Origin of the sequence: Fulvivirga sp., from assembly GCF_040218215.1 — a bacterium.
Lineage (GTDB): Bacteria > Bacteroidota > Bacteroidia > Cytophagales > Cyclobacteriaceae > Fulvivirga.
Window position 1 is genome coordinate 45320 of record NZ_JAVJQL010000004.1, and the last position, 16026, is coordinate 61345.

Consider the following 16026-nt stretch of genomic DNA (forward strand, 5'->3'; position numbering starts at 1 on the left):
CTAAAATTTTTTATTGCCAATAAAGGCCGTTTAAATCGATTGAATGCTACAGGCACAGTGGCTATCTGCATCATTGATTTTTATGGGCTTTCAAAATCCTTTAATTTAAAGGATGAACGAATGGATTTCCACTTTAGATAGCCCGCTCAAAGATATAATTGTATTAGCTTCGGTGCTGCTTGTAGCATTTATCGGCAGTTATATAATTTACCTCCTTTTAAGGCCAATAAAGATTGATGAAAACCTGACTAAGTTTCAGTTGATCAAACTAAGAAATCCCTTATTCTTCCTGCTTCTTTCCATATTGCTAAGGCCTGCCATGGTTCTTCTGACCTATTCTTATGCATGGTTAAATCAATTTCAGGTGATTTTTGTGATTTGGGCATCTGCATGGCTGCTAATCAGGATGGTGGGTATAGGCAGGCTGGTGTTGTTGGGGCACTATGACTTAGGCAGTGAGGATAATTTGAAAGCCCGCAAGATATACACACAAGTCAGGGTTTTTGAGCGGATAATTGTGGTGCTCATTGTGGTGGTGTCATTGGGTATGGCATTGATGACTTTTGAGAGCATTAGACAAATAGGGGTCAGTCTGCTGACCTCAGCAGGTATAGCGGGTATAATTGTTGGTTTGGCTGCTCAGCGGTTGATAAGCAATATCCTTGCAGGCTTTCAGATTGCCATAACCCAACCTATTAGGATAGACGATGTAGTTATTGTAGAAAATGAATGGGGCAGGATAGAGGAGATTACTTTAACCTATGTAGTAATCAATATATGGGATAAACGGAGATTGGTAGTTCCATCAACCTACTTTATAGAAAAACCCTTTCAAAACTGGACCCGCACCACCTCTGAACTTTTAGGGACAGTATTTATATACACTGACTATCGGATGGAAGTCGATGTATTAAGAAAACAACTGACCAAAATATTGGAAGCCACACCCCTTTGGGATGGTAAGGTAAATGTTATCCAGGTGACTGATGCAAAACAGAGTAATATGGAATTGCGTGTGCTCGTAAGTTCTAAAGATGCATCATCCGGCTGGGATTTACGCGTACATGTCAGGGAGCAGCTGATAGCCTTTCTTCAGAAGAAGTATCCTGAAATGCTGCCCAAAAACCGTGTGGAGTTAAAACAGGAGCAGCTATAGGTTTATTTTAACATACCCTTCTGTAGTGATGGTATTAAGGCCATGGTCACGGGCAGGCACCCACTCAGGGCCAAACTCTAAAATTGACTTGGCTATTTTATTGAGGCTGGGATTGTTACTGCTGAGTATTTTAATGTCAGTTATTCTTCCATCAGAAACCACATTAAAAATGAGCTCAATTTCGCCACTCTGCTTTTTTACGAGGCTATATAATTTTTTGGCCTCTTCTACATAAGCTTTAAATTTTTCCATTCCACCAACCGGGTATGGTATGTATGTGGAAATATCATATGTAACCTTACCACCACCTGGTTCATTGGCCTCTCCATAAACCAATAATCCATTTTCATACTTTTCCCGGAACTTAAGTTGCCCATTCTTATAATAGCCAAATGATGTGCTATCCCTAATGCCATCCCGGTAAACGGTATAAGATTTAATAACACCATTGCTGTGGTATTCTACCACATAGCCATTGCCTTCTGAGACTGTTATTTTACCGTTTTGATCCCACGAATTGATTAAATAGGCACGGGCCTGATACCTCATTTCGCTTTGCAATTCCCCATTTTCATGAAAGTACTCCCACTTACCAGTATGTGTTTCATTAACGTATCTACCTGCTGCTTCATAAGTGTTGTTCTTTGAGTAATAGATAAATACTCCATCTTTGAGCCCCGCTTTATAAGAACCTTTCATTTGGATTTTCCCATCCATGTAATAATCACGAACAAAACCCGTCCAACGATCAAGGCTGTCTTTGAAGCCTATTCTATAAAATTCGGCTTTCCATTGATCTGTTGGCACCCACAAGCTGTCATAGAACACCCTAATCATGTTTTCTGGTGGTTGATTGGAAATAGTGTCATTACTATCATCGCGAAAGGAGGCATAAGATAACCGCAACGGAAAATTCAACGGACTTAGCATGGCTGCCGAATCCCTCATCAACCCAACACTGTCGTGAAATATGTAGGATTCCCTGGAAATTCCTTCGAGCATAAAATCCATCTCTTTGGACTTATACCTTGAATAAAGGATCAGTGTGTTCTTGTCGGAGGCCAACTCAGCAGGAAGATTTGTATTTAAACTGTCAAGTTTTTGAGCCAAGGTATCCCACTGAGGCCTTATTATTTCAAACGACTCAATTAGTTCCTCATCATTCTCCGCCAGCATGGCCTGGTTGAAATTGTCATCAACCTTTATGAAATATTGGTAGATGTTAAAATATTGTTTTTGGTAAGGTGGGAGCTGAGAAAAGGCTACAATTAAAAGTCCCAGAATACCCACCAGAGAGGCATGGAAATAAACTTTTTCTGATTTAAGGAAGGAATATAGTGCAGCAATTAAAACCCCACAAATGAGGCCGCCTAAATGAGCAGCGTTGTCAAAATGAAATTTTGGCCCCAATAGTCCAATTATGGCTACATAGACAATGAAATTAATGATAATGTTCCTGATAAGTCGCGGCTCTTTTTTGTTAATGACCAGAAGCAGGATGAAGTCAAAACCGTATAGTCCGAAGATTGCCCCGCTTGCCCCTGCGCTCATAACAAAAAGGTTCCAATAGATGCTTAATATGCTCCCTGATATTCCGGAAAGGAGATAAAGGCCAATAAATACCACTGTTCCTAACCTTCTCTCAAGGGCTGTTCCCAGAACATATAAACTGTACATGTTGGCGATCAGGTGAATCCACCCGAAATGTAAAAACATACTGGTGACCAATCGCCATGGTTCATTGTTTAATGTATATGCAGCAAAATTAGCACCCCATTTAAGTGCAATTAATGGCTCACCCATGCTATCATAGATCACCAGTTGATAGATAAAAATAAAGCAGTTGATCAGGATGAGAAATATTGTGGCAATTGGTGCTGATTTCGCCTCCTCTATGAGTATTGAATTATCTTCTTTATTAAACAGCATCAATCAAAAATAGTAATTACTCAAAATGTTTTGACTTTGCTGATAAATATAATTGCCCAGAGGGATAATAGTCATAAACTTCCACTACATTGGTGGTAGGCTAAGGCCACTATTAACCGCAATTTTATGGAAATAACAACACTTGTTATCATTGGAGTTTTTATTGTTGGGCTCTGGTTATTCTTTTACATATTTCCATTAAGTCTATGGATCACCGCATTGTTCTCAGGTGTATCAGTTAATTTGTTCGATTTGGTGTTCATGAGATTTAGAAAGGTGCCGCCAAGTCTTGTGGTGAATGCTATGATAACGGCCACTAAAGCCGGTTTGAAAGATATTACCATTAACCAATTAGAGACCCACTACCTTGCTCATGGAAACCTTAATGCTGTTATAAAAGCACTGATTGTAGCTGATAAGGCTAATATGAGTTTAAGTTTTAAACAGGCTACAGCCATTGACCTTGCAGGCCGGGATGTGCTTCAGGCAGTTCAGGTTTCGGTAACTCCGTATGTAGTGATAGTGCCATCTATAACTGGTGTATCTATTGATGGTATTCAACTGCTAGCTGAAGCTAGGGTTACTGTAAGAACCAATTTGCAGAGACTGGTGGGTGGAGCTGGAGAAGAGACCATCAAAGCTCGGGTGGGACAGGGTATTATCTCTAGTATTGGTGCCGCTAAAAGCTATCTTGACGTATTGGAAAACCCTGAAAGTATTTCCAAATCTGTGTTGGCCAATGGCCTTGATGCAGGTACTGCCTTTGAGATTCTATCCATTGATATTGCTGATATTAATATTGGAAATAATATTGGTGCTATGCTCCAAATTGATCAGGCCGTGGCTGACTTAAATATTGCGAAAGCTAAAGCTGAAGAGCGCAGGGCCATGGCAGTGGCCTATGAGCAAGAGATGACTGCGAGGGTTCAAGAGGCCAAGGCAAAGGTAATAATTGCCGAAGCGGAAATTCCGGCCGCTATGTCAGACGCATTCAGAAAAGGAATCTTGGAAGGCAGACGCAAGTAATTTTTAATGTTGATAGAATGAGAAGGTAGTTTTTATTGATTATTCCTTAAATTCAACATTTAAATATTACTCCTCTATGCGATTTTTAAAGACAGCGTTCATCTTATTTTTCTCATTAACTATTATCTCGGCAGATGTGCCTAATGTCATCGAAGCTTATCTGGCTGATGATATGGATTACCTCGTCTCTTTTTACAAAGAGCGTCACATGAACCCTGAAATTTCCCTTAAGGAAGAAAAAACTGCTGAAGCCCTGGCTACAGAGTTAAAGAAAGCTGGCTATGAAGTGACTCAAAACTTTGGCGGTTATGGTATTGTGGCCATTCTGAAAAACGGAAATGGCCCACAAATTCTTTATCGTACTGATATGGATGCGCTGCCCATGTATGAGAAGACAGAACTTCCTTATTCAAGCAAGCTAACAACAGATTTAAATGGCAGCAAAGTAGGAACAATGCATTCGTGTGGTCATGATGTACATATGACCACTTTGCTGGGAACCGCCAGAGCCATGGCTCAAAATAAAAAATCATGGAAAGGAACTTTAATGCTAATTGGACAACCAGCTGAAGAAATAGGCCAGGGATCCAAGATGATGCTAGAGGCGGGGCTTTATGAAAAATTCGGGACTCCTGATTATGGCATTGGACTGCACAGTAACCCTACTATAAAAGCCGGACAAATAGGTATTGCTGATGGCTACACTATGGCCAATACAGAGACCATTGAAATTGATGTTTTTGGAATTGGCGCGCATGGTGCCACACCTCATATGTCTGTAGATCCCATTGTGATCAGTAGTATGATTATAATGGATTTACAAACTATTGTGAGCAGAAATGTAAAGCCAATAGATGATGCGGTAATTACTGTTGGAGCTATTCAGGGTGGAACTGTGGCCAACATTATTCCTGACCAAGTAAAGCTAAAACTATCGGTAAGAACTTTTAGGGAAGATGTGAGGCAGTATATTCATAAAAGAATAATTGAGGTAAGTAATGGTATAGCCATGGCTGCCGGGCTGCCAGAAGAAAAATGGCCAAAAGTGAATATCCCTGAAGTTTTTACACCAGCAAATCTTAATGATACTGACCTTACTAATAAAATAAAAGCTTCAGCTTCCAAAGTGATTGGTGAAGAAAATGTACTGTATGCTGAACCTCAACTGGTAGGTGAGGATTTTTCCCGCTATGGTACATGGGACAAGAAGTTCCCAACGGTATTGTTTTGGCTAGGTACTGTATCGCAACAGAAAATAGATGCCAATGAATTACCAGGTTTACATTCACCATTCTACTATCCCGAACCAAAGGAGTCAATAGAGACAGGAGTGAAGGTTACTTCACAGACATTAATAGATCTTTTTAACGCGAAGTAGGAAAAGAGTTATTTCTTTAATTCCAATTTTTCTAACAAGACATCAACCTTTTCAATGGGCTGGTATGGCCCATCAATTTTCAAAAACTCATTGAATTTTAGTTGATGTAGCCCATCTAAATAGATGACGAGCAGATCAGCTTCTATATCTTTATCTAAATAGGCCTTATAAATCATGTCGAAATAAGGGACCCTCTTTTCATATGAAGGTGAGTGCTGCAAAATGAAAATAGGTGTAACCACAGCAAGGCCACTAATAGAATCAGCATCAGGGTAGCCATGTTTTTCAAGATAGTATTCTACCCGTAGTAAGTTCTCTATATCCGTTCGGCTAATTTTCTCCTTTATGGTTTTATACTCCTCAGACTCGTAGCCGAAATTTTCCAAAACTTTTTCCTCCTGAATTCTTGGCTCTTTATCAAGACGATTAATATAAAGAAGGTAAGACTCCTTTCTCAGTGAGTTGTTTAAACTGCTGATCTCTTCTTTAATCTGCCTTTCGAAAGCCATTCCCGGAACATATTCTTTTGGTTGATTTTCGCAGCTAAGTATTACAATGGCTAAAGCAGAAAATAAAAGTAGTCTAATCATCAATTAAAATTTACAGATTGGGTTTCAGTTGAGCTGTCAAATTTGAGAAAGCGCTGTTCGTTTTCAAAATTTATTTTTATCACATTCTGCTGGGTAGGAAACAACTCCATCAGATATCTTGCCCTTAAAGTAAGTGCTGATGACGCTTCGTATGAAGCAAAAGTAAAATTGATAAAATAGGCATCACCTTCCAGAGTATGGTTTGCGTATTCAAGAGCAATTTTTTTGTTGCCCAGGTTTAATTCAAAATATTTATTGATGTATGTGGTTACTGCCTCTTGGTTAGTATCAATGAAAGACTCTAAAGGATCCATACTTCTTTTATCAGAGAAATTCTGAATAGCCGCATTTAAGTCATCTGCAAATATTTTGAAGCTTGCTGAAGAGCGTCCGTTTTGCTTCAGTTCAATTTCGGTTACTGAAATATATATGGCATGGTCTGAATTTACACAGTCACCAGATAGTGCAAAGCATAAAAGCAGCAAAGATGTGAGTAATGAATACATAAGCTCTGATCTCCAATATTGGGAAATCAGAGCTTTGAATTCAACGAAAAGGGTTAATTAATTTTTCCCTGGAGGTTTCTCCAGCCACCACCATTAAAGACTTGTGTATAGCCTTTTGACTTCAAAATGGACTTAGCACTACCACTTCTCATACCAGAAGCACAGCAGGCAATAATGGGCTGATTCTTATCTTTAAGTTTTGTCAGATGTTTGTCCAGCTCATTTAGTGGATAGTTTTTTGATCCTGAAATATTACCTGTTTTAAATTCCTGTGGGGAGCGAACATCTATAATTATACCACCAGATTTTAATAAATCCTTATAGTCGGGTGTATTTCCAAAACCTAACATGTTTTTTAATGCTTCTATCATCTATTCTTAAATTTTAAAATTCTCAGCTTCAAACCATGGTCCGGCATTATAAGATTCAATGCCAACCTGATGCAATAATACTTGAGCCATTCCACTTCTGTTACCTGACGCACAACACAAAACTATAGGCTTACGCATATTTTTGATTTCACCAACTTCATTAGTCAACCTGTCCAAAGGTATGTTTATAGCACCATCAGCATGACCACCCTGAAACTCCTGCGGTGACCTTACATCAATAATTGTTTTACTTTCTGTATTCATAACTTCTTGATTTAATATTGATGCAAAACAACAGTTTATAGCTGATGTGATTTGTAACATTTGTTACTTCTGAAATTGATGACATTCTGAATGTTTTTCATAGAGACTATTATTATTGTAAGTCATTATTATAATTATCTCTTATATTAAGGTATGAAGAATGTCACGCCAAGAATTATTGTCATTTGCAGTGTAACGCTGCTTATTGGCCTGACATTATCCGTAGGCTTGTTTCTATCGCTACAAAACTCCTTTGAGACAAAACGGGATAGACTATTGTCTAACAGTTTTAACACTTTACAAGATCGCATTCGGCAGGAGGTTGACAGAAATTTTGATGTGCTCTATGCCATTAAGGCCAGTTATCTCGCCCATAATGGCATGTCTAGGAAGGAGTTTGCAAGCTATGCCCATTATTATACTTCAAAAATACCCAGTATTCAGGCACTCGAATGGGTGCCGGCAATAAAATTGGCTCAAAGGGATTCTTTTGAGCTGGCTACCAGGGAAGAAGGGTTTGAGAACTTTGAGATATTCACAAGATCGGGTGATAGCACAGTGCGGGCAGAGGATAGGCCTATTTATTATCCTGTATATTATATTGAGCCATTTGAAGAAAATAAAGCGGCCTTTGGATTTGATCCCGGGCCTTCCAGTACTGTCAGACAAAACGCTATAGATCAGGCTATAAAATCTGGTGTGGGTGCCGCATCTGAGGTTATTAATATATTGCAGAAATCTTCTACAGAAAAGGCCATACTTACCTTCGTGCCTGTTTATAAACCTGGCACAAAGGAAATAGACTGTCTTATTGAAGGGGTGTATTTGATGGATGAATTAATTAACACTGCACTAAAAGGTGTTGATCTATTAAGTGAAGTGGAAATCTCTATAACTGATAATGGAAATAGAGCGGTTTTGCTATACGGGCAAATAGGTGAGGATAGAGAGTTGACTGCCTATAATTCAAGAAGTGGAGAGCTTCGGGTGGCCGATCAAACTTGGGAGTTGAAAATGGTTTATACAAGTAATGCAGGTCAGCCCATAATCTTGCCTTTCTGGGTGCTGCTGGCGGCACTGATCATAACAGGCCTTGTTGTAAAACTATTGTTTGACATTTTGACTGATAATAGAAAGGCGGTTTTAAGTTATATCAGGGAATTGGAACAAACCAATCAGGATTTAGAACAGTATGCTTATGTGGCTTCTCATGACCTTCAGGAACCACTTCACTCTATGCAGAGCCTGGTGACGCTTATAGAGATGGAGTTTGGTAATAAACTGGGGCCGATGGGTAATAAATACCTGAGTCACATCAATGCTGTTTCTAAGCGGATGAGCAACCTCATCAGCAACTTACTAAACTATAGTAGAATAGGCCATAGCGAGGAGGTTCAAACAGTTGACCTTGCAGCCATACTTGATAAAGTAAAAGAAGATCTTAGTGAGTTGCTTAAAACAACGGAAACATCAATTGAAACAAAAACGGAGCTTCCTGTATTAAGGGGCTTCCCAACGGCATTAGGGCAGTTATTTCAAAACTTAATTACCAATGCCATTAAATTCCAAAGTGGAAATGATAAACCAATTATTCAGATTTCTGCGGAGATGCAATCAGGCTTTTGGTTGATGAAATTTAAGGACAATGGCATTGGGATACCGAAAGAATATCAAAGTCAAATTTTTATTATTTTTAAGCGGTTGCATACTTCTTCCAAATTTCCAGGAACAGGGGTAGGACTGGCGAATTGTAAAAAAATTGTCGAACTTCATCATGGAACAATATGGGTTGAATCTGAAGAGGGGCAGGGAAGCGAGTTTTGTTTTACCTTAATGGCTGAATAAATAAATGAATGAAGATCAAATTTGGCTTATTGATGATGATAGCATTACAAATTTTGTCAATAAAATAATAATTGAAAGGAACTACTCCTCTGCCAAAATTCAGGAGTTTCTAATTGCATCCGAGGCGCTGAAACAACTGCAAAATAACTATGCAATTGGAGCAGAACTGCCAAATTTTATCTTTCTGGATATTAATATGCCCGAGATGAACGGTTGGGAATTTCTTGAAGCTTACAAAAAACTAGATCCCAAAATTACTGATCATATTAAACTGTATATGCTCACCTCCTCTCAGAATGAAGACGATGTAAAAAGAGCTGACAATTGCCCGGTTATCAGAAAATTTGTGAATAAGCCACTAAAAAGGGATGATGTAGTGGAGATACTAAGGGCCAGTTAGCCAAAGCTATTTTACCTTTTTTACCTTGGTTTTTGCCAAATTCTCCTCAACCCTAAATTTCACCATGTCTTTAATCAAATCGAATGGTAATGGTTCATTTAAAGGGAAATGTACGGTGCCTTTGGCTGTTTTAAAATTTTTCAACTGGCTTTTAAAGTTCAGAATTGCTGAAGGAGTGGGATAAAAACCTATATATTTTTCATAACCTGCAAAATAAACCAACATGCCATTTTGCTTAAAAGCAGGCATACCATAGCTGATCACCTCTTCGGCCACAGGGGCAGCATCTAAAATGGCCTTTCTTAGAAGTATGAGCTTTTCTCTGGTTCCTTCGGGGAAATCGGTGATGTAATCATCAAAATCCTTTGGTTTTCTATTCATCATTAGCGTAATAATCTGATGACAATATAGCGAATTGATGATTATCAGACCAGCCTGTTTTTAGTGGAAGTGCTTGTCTCCTTGTTCCTTCTTTCTGCATCCCCGCCTTTTCCAAAACCCTGGCTGATGCAATATTTTCAACTGCGCATCCGGCCTCAATACGATGCAGTTTTAGCTCACCGAAACCAAATTTAAGAACGGCAGCAAGTGCTTCGCTGGCAATGCCTTTGTTCCAAAATTCTGGCAACAGCTTAAACCATACCTCACCAGCTTGAAATTTAGATGCACCCAATTTCAGATCGATAAAACCGGTGAATTTCGTTTCTTCTACAAGTTCAATATGAAATGTGAAATAGCTGCCAGATTCCTGATCTTTCAGCAGATCATCAAGTATCTTTTTGCTAGCTTTTAAATCCACGGGAATGCCAAGGGTATTGAAATGATCTACCTCGGCAATAGAATGCAGGTTATGAAAGTCATCAATATCATTTTGATTGATGAGCCTGAGTTTTAACCTTTTTGTTTCAAGTCCCACTATTTAAGTTGCTCCAAATCCCTGATAAGTATCTTTCTTCTATCAAAATTAATCAGATTGGCCTCTTTTAATTCATTAAGAATGGTGGTTACAGTTTGTCTCGAAGTGCCGGTTAAATTTGCAATATCTTTATGGGTGAGCTTGGTAGGAATCATTGTTTCAAAACCTACTTTTTTACCTTTCCATGCTGCTGCATCTTTCAGGAATTCTATAATCCTGGTTCGGGCATCTTTAAAAACCAATGACTCTATTTTACGCTCCAGCTTTCTTATTCTCAAACCTATAAGCTTATAAATCTTAAAGCTCAGTTCTTTATCTTCAGCCATTAAACCGCGCATTTCATCAATACTGACTGGGCAAACACTCGTATTATCATCCATGGCCTGTGCATAGTCACTTCTGGTCTCTTCTCCCGTAAGGGCCAACTCCCCAAATATTTCCCCAGTGCCTAATATGGCTTTTACTACTTCCTTCCCATCTTCGGTAGAGTGTCCAAGCTTTACCCTGCCATTGGCTATCATATAAATGTACTTGGCCTTGTCATTAGGGAAGTATATAAACTCATTCTTTTTGTAGTTGGTGAAGGTATGGGTGTTGTGCATCACCTTGGTTTTATGCGGGCACAGCACATTAAATAAATCTACATCTTCAAAGTACCACAGATTAGACGTTTCGCTCATAGTTTTAAATTGTCGGTATATACCAGTAAATGAATTTAGATAATAATCTTAAGTTAGTAAAGATAGTTCCACAACCATGAAGAATAAGCAACTAACAGATATCATTATTTATCCTATTAAGTCGTTGGGAGGCATACACTTAACTAACGTAAAACTTACCCCAAGAGGATTGCGGCATGACAGAAGATGGATGCTGGTAAATGAAAAAAACCATTTTTTAACCATCAGGCAGCATCCCGAATTTCTATATTTTGAATTGAGCCAGGATGCTAATGGATTTGAAATTACACATCGGATAAAAAAGGCCTCTTTAAAAATCCCTTTCGAAATTTCTTCTGGAAATAAAGTAAACGTGAAAATATGGGATGACACGGTGAACGCCATTGAAGCTGATGAACAATACCATCAGTGGTTTAGTGAGCAGGTAGGATATCAGTGCAGGCTTGTCTATTTACCAGATGCGGCACCAAGAAGAGTGCAGCCTGATTGGGTAAAAGCCGAACACCATGTGAGTTTTGCAGATGCCTATCCATACTTAATTGTAGGCGAAAGTACCCTCGCTGACCTCAATAGTAAGCTGGAAGAAAAAATAACCATGCAGCGCTTCAGGCCTAATTTGGTATTCAGTGGAGGTGAACCTTATGATGAATTTCTTTGGAAGGATATAGCCATTGGCGATGGCCTTATGCAGTGCATTAAACCCTGTACCAGATGTATTGTCACCACTATGAATCCGGAAACCACAGTTGCCGGTAAGGAGCCTTTAAAAACATTATTTAAACAAAGGATTAATGATAAAATGGTCTTTGGAGAGAATGCCATTGCCATCAATGGTGATGAAATAAAAATAGGTGATGAAATTGTGGTTAAAAGCACAAAACAATCACCCTATGAGCCTATTTAATTTCTGTTGATGATTATCTTTGACGCATGACAGCAGCTTACCTAAAGGCACTTCATTTAATTTTTATTGTCACCTGGTTTGCCGGGCTTTTTTATATCGTCAGGATTTTTATTTACCAGACCGAGGCGAATGAAAAGCCGGAGCCTGATCGCTCAATATTGATTAAAGAATATAAGAAGAATGGCAAGCTGCTGTGGTTAGGCATTACCTGGCCATCTGCCATCCTTACGCTGATATTCGGCACTTCATTGCTATTGCAGTATCCCGGCTATCTGAGTCAGGGGTTTATGCATATAAAACTTACCATGGTTTTCTTGTTATATATCTATCAGTTTTCATGTCAGTACATCTACAAATTGATGCAGCGGGATGAATATAGGTATAAGTCCATACAACTAAGAATCTGGAACGAAGTGGCCACTATTCTGCTGGTAGGTATTGTGTTTATTATAGTGTTAAAAAGTGCGCTGAGCCTGGTTTGGGGAGTTATAGGCATTGTATTGTTTTCGGTTATTTTAATGATGGCCATACGTTTATATAAAAAATTGAGAGAGAAGAAATGAGAGTAACATTCGTATTGTATATAGTTTTATTGACAATGGCCTCTGCCTGCAATCTGCAGCCGAAGGAGGAGAAATTGAAAATTTATGGCAGGTCAGAAGTTAGTGATGCCGGTGATACCATCTATCATAAGATTGCTGATTACAAATTTGTAGATCAAGATAGTGCCTGGGTTACTCCGGAAACTTTTGAGGGTAAAGTTTATGTAGCTGATTTCTTTTTCACCTCATGCCCGACTATTTGTCCAATAATGAAAACCCAAATGTTGAGGGTTTATGATAAGTACAAGGCCAACCCCGAGGTGATGATTTTGTCGCACTCTATTGACCCAAAACATGATACTGTAGCCGTGCTTAAAGAATTTGCTGAACGATTGGGGGTAAAATCTGATAAGTGGCATTTCATAACTGGTAAAAAGGATGATATCTTTAAACTTGGCCAGACCAGCTATATGGTTGCTGCTACAGAAGATGGCTCAGAGCCCGGTGGTTATGTCCACAGCGGGGCATTTATTTTGGTAGATAAAGAACGCAGAATCCGTGGGTTTTATGACGGCACGGTAGCCGAGCAGGTGGATAAACTAATGATTGACATTGATAAATTGTTGAAGGAATATGAAAAGTAAACTGATATTTATACTGGTGCTGGCATGTGCCTGCACAGGAAAAACGAATAATAGTGACAATGGTGAGGAATCCACACACTCCGAAGATGTGAAAATGGAGCAGTACCTTGTAGAGGGACAAAAACTTTATGGCATCCATTGTGCCAACTGCCACCAGGTAAAAGGTGAGGGGTTAGCTCAGCTGTTTCCACCGTTGGCAAAGTCTGACTATTTATTACAAAATGTAGATGCTTCTATCTGTGGTGTAAAGAATGGTATGTCTGGTGAGATTACGGTGAATGGCACCACTTACAACCAGCCTATGCCGGGCATTCCACAGTTGACAAACCTTGAGCTGGCAGAAATCTTTACTTACGTTACTAATAGCTGGGGCAATAATAATGGCATGATTACCACTGAAAGGGTAGAGGCTACGCTGAAGGAGTGTGCGCAGTAAATAGTTAAAAAATGTAATGTGGATATGTGCCATTGTGTATATCTGCATGTTAGCATCAACATATTAGTACAAAATGATTAGAAAAACACTTATTATTGTAACTCTATTAACTATTGCAAATTTATCTTACGCACAACATTTCGGTTTGAAAGCAGGCCCCAATTATTCAAATGTTGTTCCTGACAATGGTCTAGAATATGGAAACTATAAAGCAGGTTTTCATGGAGGCGTTTATGGCACTTTGAAAATCATCGAATTAATATCAATAAGATCTGAAATACTATTTTCACAGAAAGGTTATGTCCTGAAATTACCTCCTGGCGGATTTACTAATGAAATAAAAAGAACGATAAATTACCTTTCTGTTCCGTTGATTATCGAAGTAAAACCAATTGAAAGGATTAGATTTCACACTGGAGCTGAATTTAATTATCAACTATCAGTAAAAGAATCTCCCAGCTCTTCGTTATCTGGAGACTCTAATGACCTGTTCAACAAATCAGATATAGGTATTTTATTAGGATTTGGGGTAAAAATAACTGATAAGATACAAAGTGATATAAGATACGTTCATGGCTTATCTTCATTAAACAAGTCTTCCATTGGTTCTGGAGATTTGCAAAACAGACTATTTCAATTGTCTATTGGATACCAGTTGTTTTGAAAAAGATGCTAACAAACGCTAAAAATGAATATGCGAACTGCGCACTTTGAAAGAATTATGCAATTTGGAAGCCTCTGTGCTTCTAGCATCTGGGGCGCATACTCATTTTAGCTTAGCGTTACCGGCAACGATTACTACATGAAACAATTTGAACTTTGGTTAGAATTCGAACAGACTTCGCCATGGGAAGACTTGACAAATGATTTTGCCAATATTCACGTATTTATGCCGGACGGTAGAAAGTACGTCTTAAATGTCTGGACATTTAAATACTTAGAGAGCGCTAACCAGACTAATGTTACAGAAGGAAGAAATGGCAAAGGTCTCTATCAAATTTCACCTGACTTATTTGTAAAAGAGTTGACTAGAGAATGTGTCGAACAAACAATTACTGAACTATTAGAAGAAGGTAATTTAGAAGACGTACTCAACGACTCGATTTTTGACTTGGAATTTAAAGATCCATGGTGGGATGCTTTTGAAATCAAAGACCATGGACAGGCCTTAGAAGATCAGCTTCACACGGAAATTGGACAAGGACACCCGCTTTTTGGTCGCTCATTTGACTTCTTAGCCAAAAGACAAGATACTGACGATGTCCTGATTGAGCTTGAAGACAAAACATTGGCTATGGTTCATTTGACGTGGAGTGAATCAACACTTCAAGGAGGACTTCCACAGACAAAAATCTTTAAAAACAAAAAGGACTTTTGGCAGAAGCAACTGAGACAAGACATACTTGACTATGAAAATTAAAACTGCCGGTAACATGGTGTAGAAAAACATATGCTAAAGCACCTTGTAGCTTCTGGCTGTGCGGCTTGCACCGCATTTTCTGCTTGCATTCCATAGCAGGACGACCAACCAGAACGCAGTAGTAACTTGAAATAGAAAGGCTTTTATTGGCTTGTGTAGGTTGAGAAAGTTAGCAGAAAATGCTACGTTTAGTTTTTTATAGCCTCGTGTGGCATACGTTTTCTTCCCCTTGGTCTGTGACTCACAGACCATTTCCGTAAGCTTGTTCTGTGTGCCACAGAACCTAGTAGTGGGTTCAATAATATAAAACTAAAAATAAAGTTATCAGTATGCAGCTCTTAATAAATGAATTCCTTGAGTATGAGACATAAAATATCTGTTAAGACTATTCTCTTCTTAGTTGTTATTTTTCTAATTCAGTGTTCTAATAAAAAGGATGAATGGATGCGTAGGGAATTGGTAGCAAAAAACATCTCTGGTGTTTGGGTTAATACTGAGAATGCAGATACGGTATTATATTATTTTGAAGAGTTAGAAAATTCGAATGAATTAATAGGTTTCAGTAGTAGAGATTTTACAATAACAAATGGTGGTTTTACAATACCTCATCCTAGTCATGATGGGATGAAAATAGTAAGAACGAATGGGGAATTATTTCTGTGTTCAATCCAATTTGTAGATGAAATTCACGAGGAGCAAATTGTTTTTTTAAGTGAAGAAAAGGTGAGATTTGAGGATAGGGAAATGAGAAAAATTATGGAAATCATTTTCACATCTTCAGAGTTACCTAAAAGAGATCAGCCTAAATAGATTCCTGACTTACGCATTGCTTCATCAGGAATGACAAACTTAAACATAGAATCGTCACCTCGACATTTAAGATATAATGGACAAAAATGGTTGGTAAAATCCTTGTAACTCACAGATAATCAATAGGATATGTATGGTTCATTGAAAATCGTTTCAATGAGCTTTTTTTTGTATATGAAAAGTGCAAAAAAAGATGTTGGGCTTGTGGC

At 38.5% G+C, this 16026-nt stretch carries 20 protein-coding genes; 12 read left to right on the forward strand and 8 right to left on the reverse strand.

What is annotated here, in order from left to right:
* The first annotated feature begins 112 nt into the window (after positions 1–112).
* On the forward strand, positions 113–1156 hold the full coding sequence (locus RIB54_RS01230) for a mechanosensitive ion channel family protein (protein WP_350098928.1): 1044 nt from the start codon (positions 113–115) through the stop codon (positions 1154–1156).
* On the opposite strand, the gene RIB54_RS01235 is transcribed toward RIB54_RS01230, so the two are convergent.
* Positions 1151–3085, reverse strand: coding sequence for a rhomboid family intramembrane serine protease (locus RIB54_RS01235; protein WP_350098929.1), 1935 nt, complete (start codon positions 3083–3085; stop codon positions 1151–1153). The genes RIB54_RS01230 and RIB54_RS01235 overlap by 6 nt on opposite strands.
* A gap of 126 nt (positions 3086–3211) precedes the next feature.
* Between RIB54_RS01235 and floA the strand changes: the two genes are divergently transcribed.
* Both floA and RIB54_RS01245 read left to right on the forward strand, forming a co-directional pair.
* Positions 3212–4111, forward strand: a complete 900-nt coding sequence (gene floA / locus RIB54_RS01240; RefSeq protein WP_350065278.1) for a flotillin-like protein FloA — start codon at positions 3212–3214, stop codon at positions 4109–4111.
* 76 nt (positions 4112–4187) lie between these two features.
* On the forward strand, positions 4188–5489 hold the full coding sequence (locus tag RIB54_RS01245) for a M20 metallopeptidase family protein (protein ID WP_350098930.1): 1302 nt from the start codon (positions 4188–4190) through the stop codon (positions 5487–5489).
* A gap of 8 nt (positions 5490–5497) precedes the next feature.
* On the opposite strand, the gene RIB54_RS01250 is transcribed toward RIB54_RS01245, so the two are convergent.
* The 4 genes from RIB54_RS01250 to RIB54_RS01265 are packed head-to-tail and all read right to left on the reverse strand — an operon-like array spanning position 5498 to position 7220.
* Positions 5498–6079: a hypothetical protein gene (locus tag RIB54_RS01250; RefSeq protein ID WP_350098931.1), complete on the reverse strand. Its 582-nt coding sequence runs from the start codon at positions 6077–6079 to the stop codon at positions 5498–5500.
* On the reverse strand, positions 6079–6585 hold the full coding sequence (locus RIB54_RS01255) for a DUF6702 family protein (protein WP_350098932.1): 507 nt from the start codon (positions 6583–6585) through the stop codon (positions 6079–6081). Before RIB54_RS01255 ends, RIB54_RS01250 begins: the two co-directional genes overlap by 1 nt.
* Before the next feature lie 53 nt (positions 6586–6638).
* Positions 6639–6956 (reverse strand): rhodanese-like domain-containing protein, encoded by a 318-nt coding sequence (locus RIB54_RS01260; protein WP_350098933.1) that lies wholly within the window; start codon positions 6954–6956, stop codon positions 6639–6641.
* A 6-nt stretch (positions 6957–6962) separates the two neighbouring features.
* Positions 6963–7220, reverse strand: a complete 258-nt coding sequence (locus tag RIB54_RS01265; protein WP_350065288.1) for a rhodanese-like domain-containing protein — start codon at positions 7218–7220, stop codon at positions 6963–6965.
* Positions 7221–7373: 153 nt separating this feature from the next.
* Between RIB54_RS01265 and RIB54_RS01270 the strand changes: the two genes are divergently transcribed.
* The gene (locus RIB54_RS01270) at positions 7374–9065 is read left to right on the forward strand and encodes a CHASE domain-containing protein (protein WP_350098934.1); all 1692 of its coding nucleotides are present in this window, start codon (positions 7374–7376) and stop codon (positions 9063–9065) included.
* 4 nt (positions 9066–9069) lie between these two features.
* Positions 9070–9465: a response regulator gene (locus RIB54_RS01275; RefSeq protein WP_350098935.1), complete on the forward strand. Its 396-nt coding sequence runs from the start codon at positions 9070–9072 to the stop codon at positions 9463–9465.
* 6 nt (positions 9466–9471) lie between these two features.
* Here the strand turns inward: RIB54_RS01275 and RIB54_RS01280 are convergent, their stop codons facing one another.
* The 3 genes from RIB54_RS01280 to RIB54_RS01290 are packed head-to-tail and all read right to left on the reverse strand — an operon-like array spanning position 9472 to position 11061.
* Positions 9472–9849 (reverse strand): iron chaperone, encoded by a 378-nt coding sequence (locus tag RIB54_RS01280; protein WP_350098936.1) that lies wholly within the window; start codon positions 9847–9849, stop codon positions 9472–9474.
* Positions 9839–10381, reverse strand: coding sequence for a GNAT family N-acetyltransferase (locus tag RIB54_RS01285; RefSeq protein WP_350098937.1), 543 nt, complete (start codon positions 10379–10381; stop codon positions 9839–9841). Before RIB54_RS01285 ends, RIB54_RS01280 begins: the two co-directional genes overlap by 11 nt.
* Complete coding sequence (locus RIB54_RS01290) at positions 10381–11061, reverse strand: Crp/Fnr family transcriptional regulator (RefSeq protein WP_350065298.1); 681 nt, start codon at positions 11059–11061, stop codon at positions 10381–10383. Before RIB54_RS01290 ends, RIB54_RS01285 begins: the two co-directional genes overlap by 1 nt.
* A gap of 76 nt (positions 11062–11137) precedes the next feature.
* On the opposite strand from RIB54_RS01290, the gene RIB54_RS01295 reads away from it, so the two are divergent.
* The 7 genes from RIB54_RS01295 to RIB54_RS01325 all read left to right on the forward strand — a co-directional run bounded on the left by RIB54_RS01295 (position 11138) and on the right by RIB54_RS01325 (position 15817).
* Positions 11138–11965: an MOSC domain-containing protein gene (locus RIB54_RS01295; protein WP_350098938.1), complete on the forward strand. Its 828-nt coding sequence runs from the start codon at positions 11138–11140 to the stop codon at positions 11963–11965.
* Between the two features lie 26 nt (positions 11966–11991).
* Positions 11992–12528, forward strand: a complete 537-nt coding sequence (locus RIB54_RS01300; RefSeq protein WP_350098939.1) for a CopD family protein — start codon at positions 11992–11994, stop codon at positions 12526–12528.
* Positions 12525–13151, forward strand: a complete 627-nt coding sequence (locus RIB54_RS01305) for an SCO family protein (RefSeq protein ID WP_350098940.1) — start codon at positions 12525–12527, stop codon at positions 13149–13151. Before RIB54_RS01300 ends, RIB54_RS01305 begins: the two co-directional genes overlap by 4 nt.
* Complete coding sequence (locus tag RIB54_RS01310) at positions 13141–13587, forward strand: c-type cytochrome (RefSeq protein WP_350098941.1); 447 nt, start codon at positions 13141–13143, stop codon at positions 13585–13587. Before RIB54_RS01305 ends, RIB54_RS01310 begins: the two co-directional genes overlap by 11 nt.
* A 73-nt stretch (positions 13588–13660) precedes the next feature.
* Complete coding sequence (locus RIB54_RS01315) at positions 13661–14251, forward strand: porin family protein (RefSeq protein ID WP_350098942.1); 591 nt, start codon at positions 13661–13663, stop codon at positions 14249–14251.
* 138 nt (positions 14252–14389) lie between these two features.
* Entirely contained in the window at positions 14390–15007 is a 618-nt protein-coding gene (locus RIB54_RS01320; protein WP_350098943.1) for a hypothetical protein, read from the forward strand.
* A gap of 360 nt (positions 15008–15367) precedes the next feature.
* Positions 15368–15817 carry a hypothetical protein gene (locus RIB54_RS01325; protein WP_350098944.1) on the forward strand — a complete coding sequence of 150 codons (450 nt, stop codon included), beginning with the start codon at positions 15368–15370 and terminating at the stop codon, positions 15815–15817.
* Positions 15818–16026 lie beyond the last annotated feature (209 nt).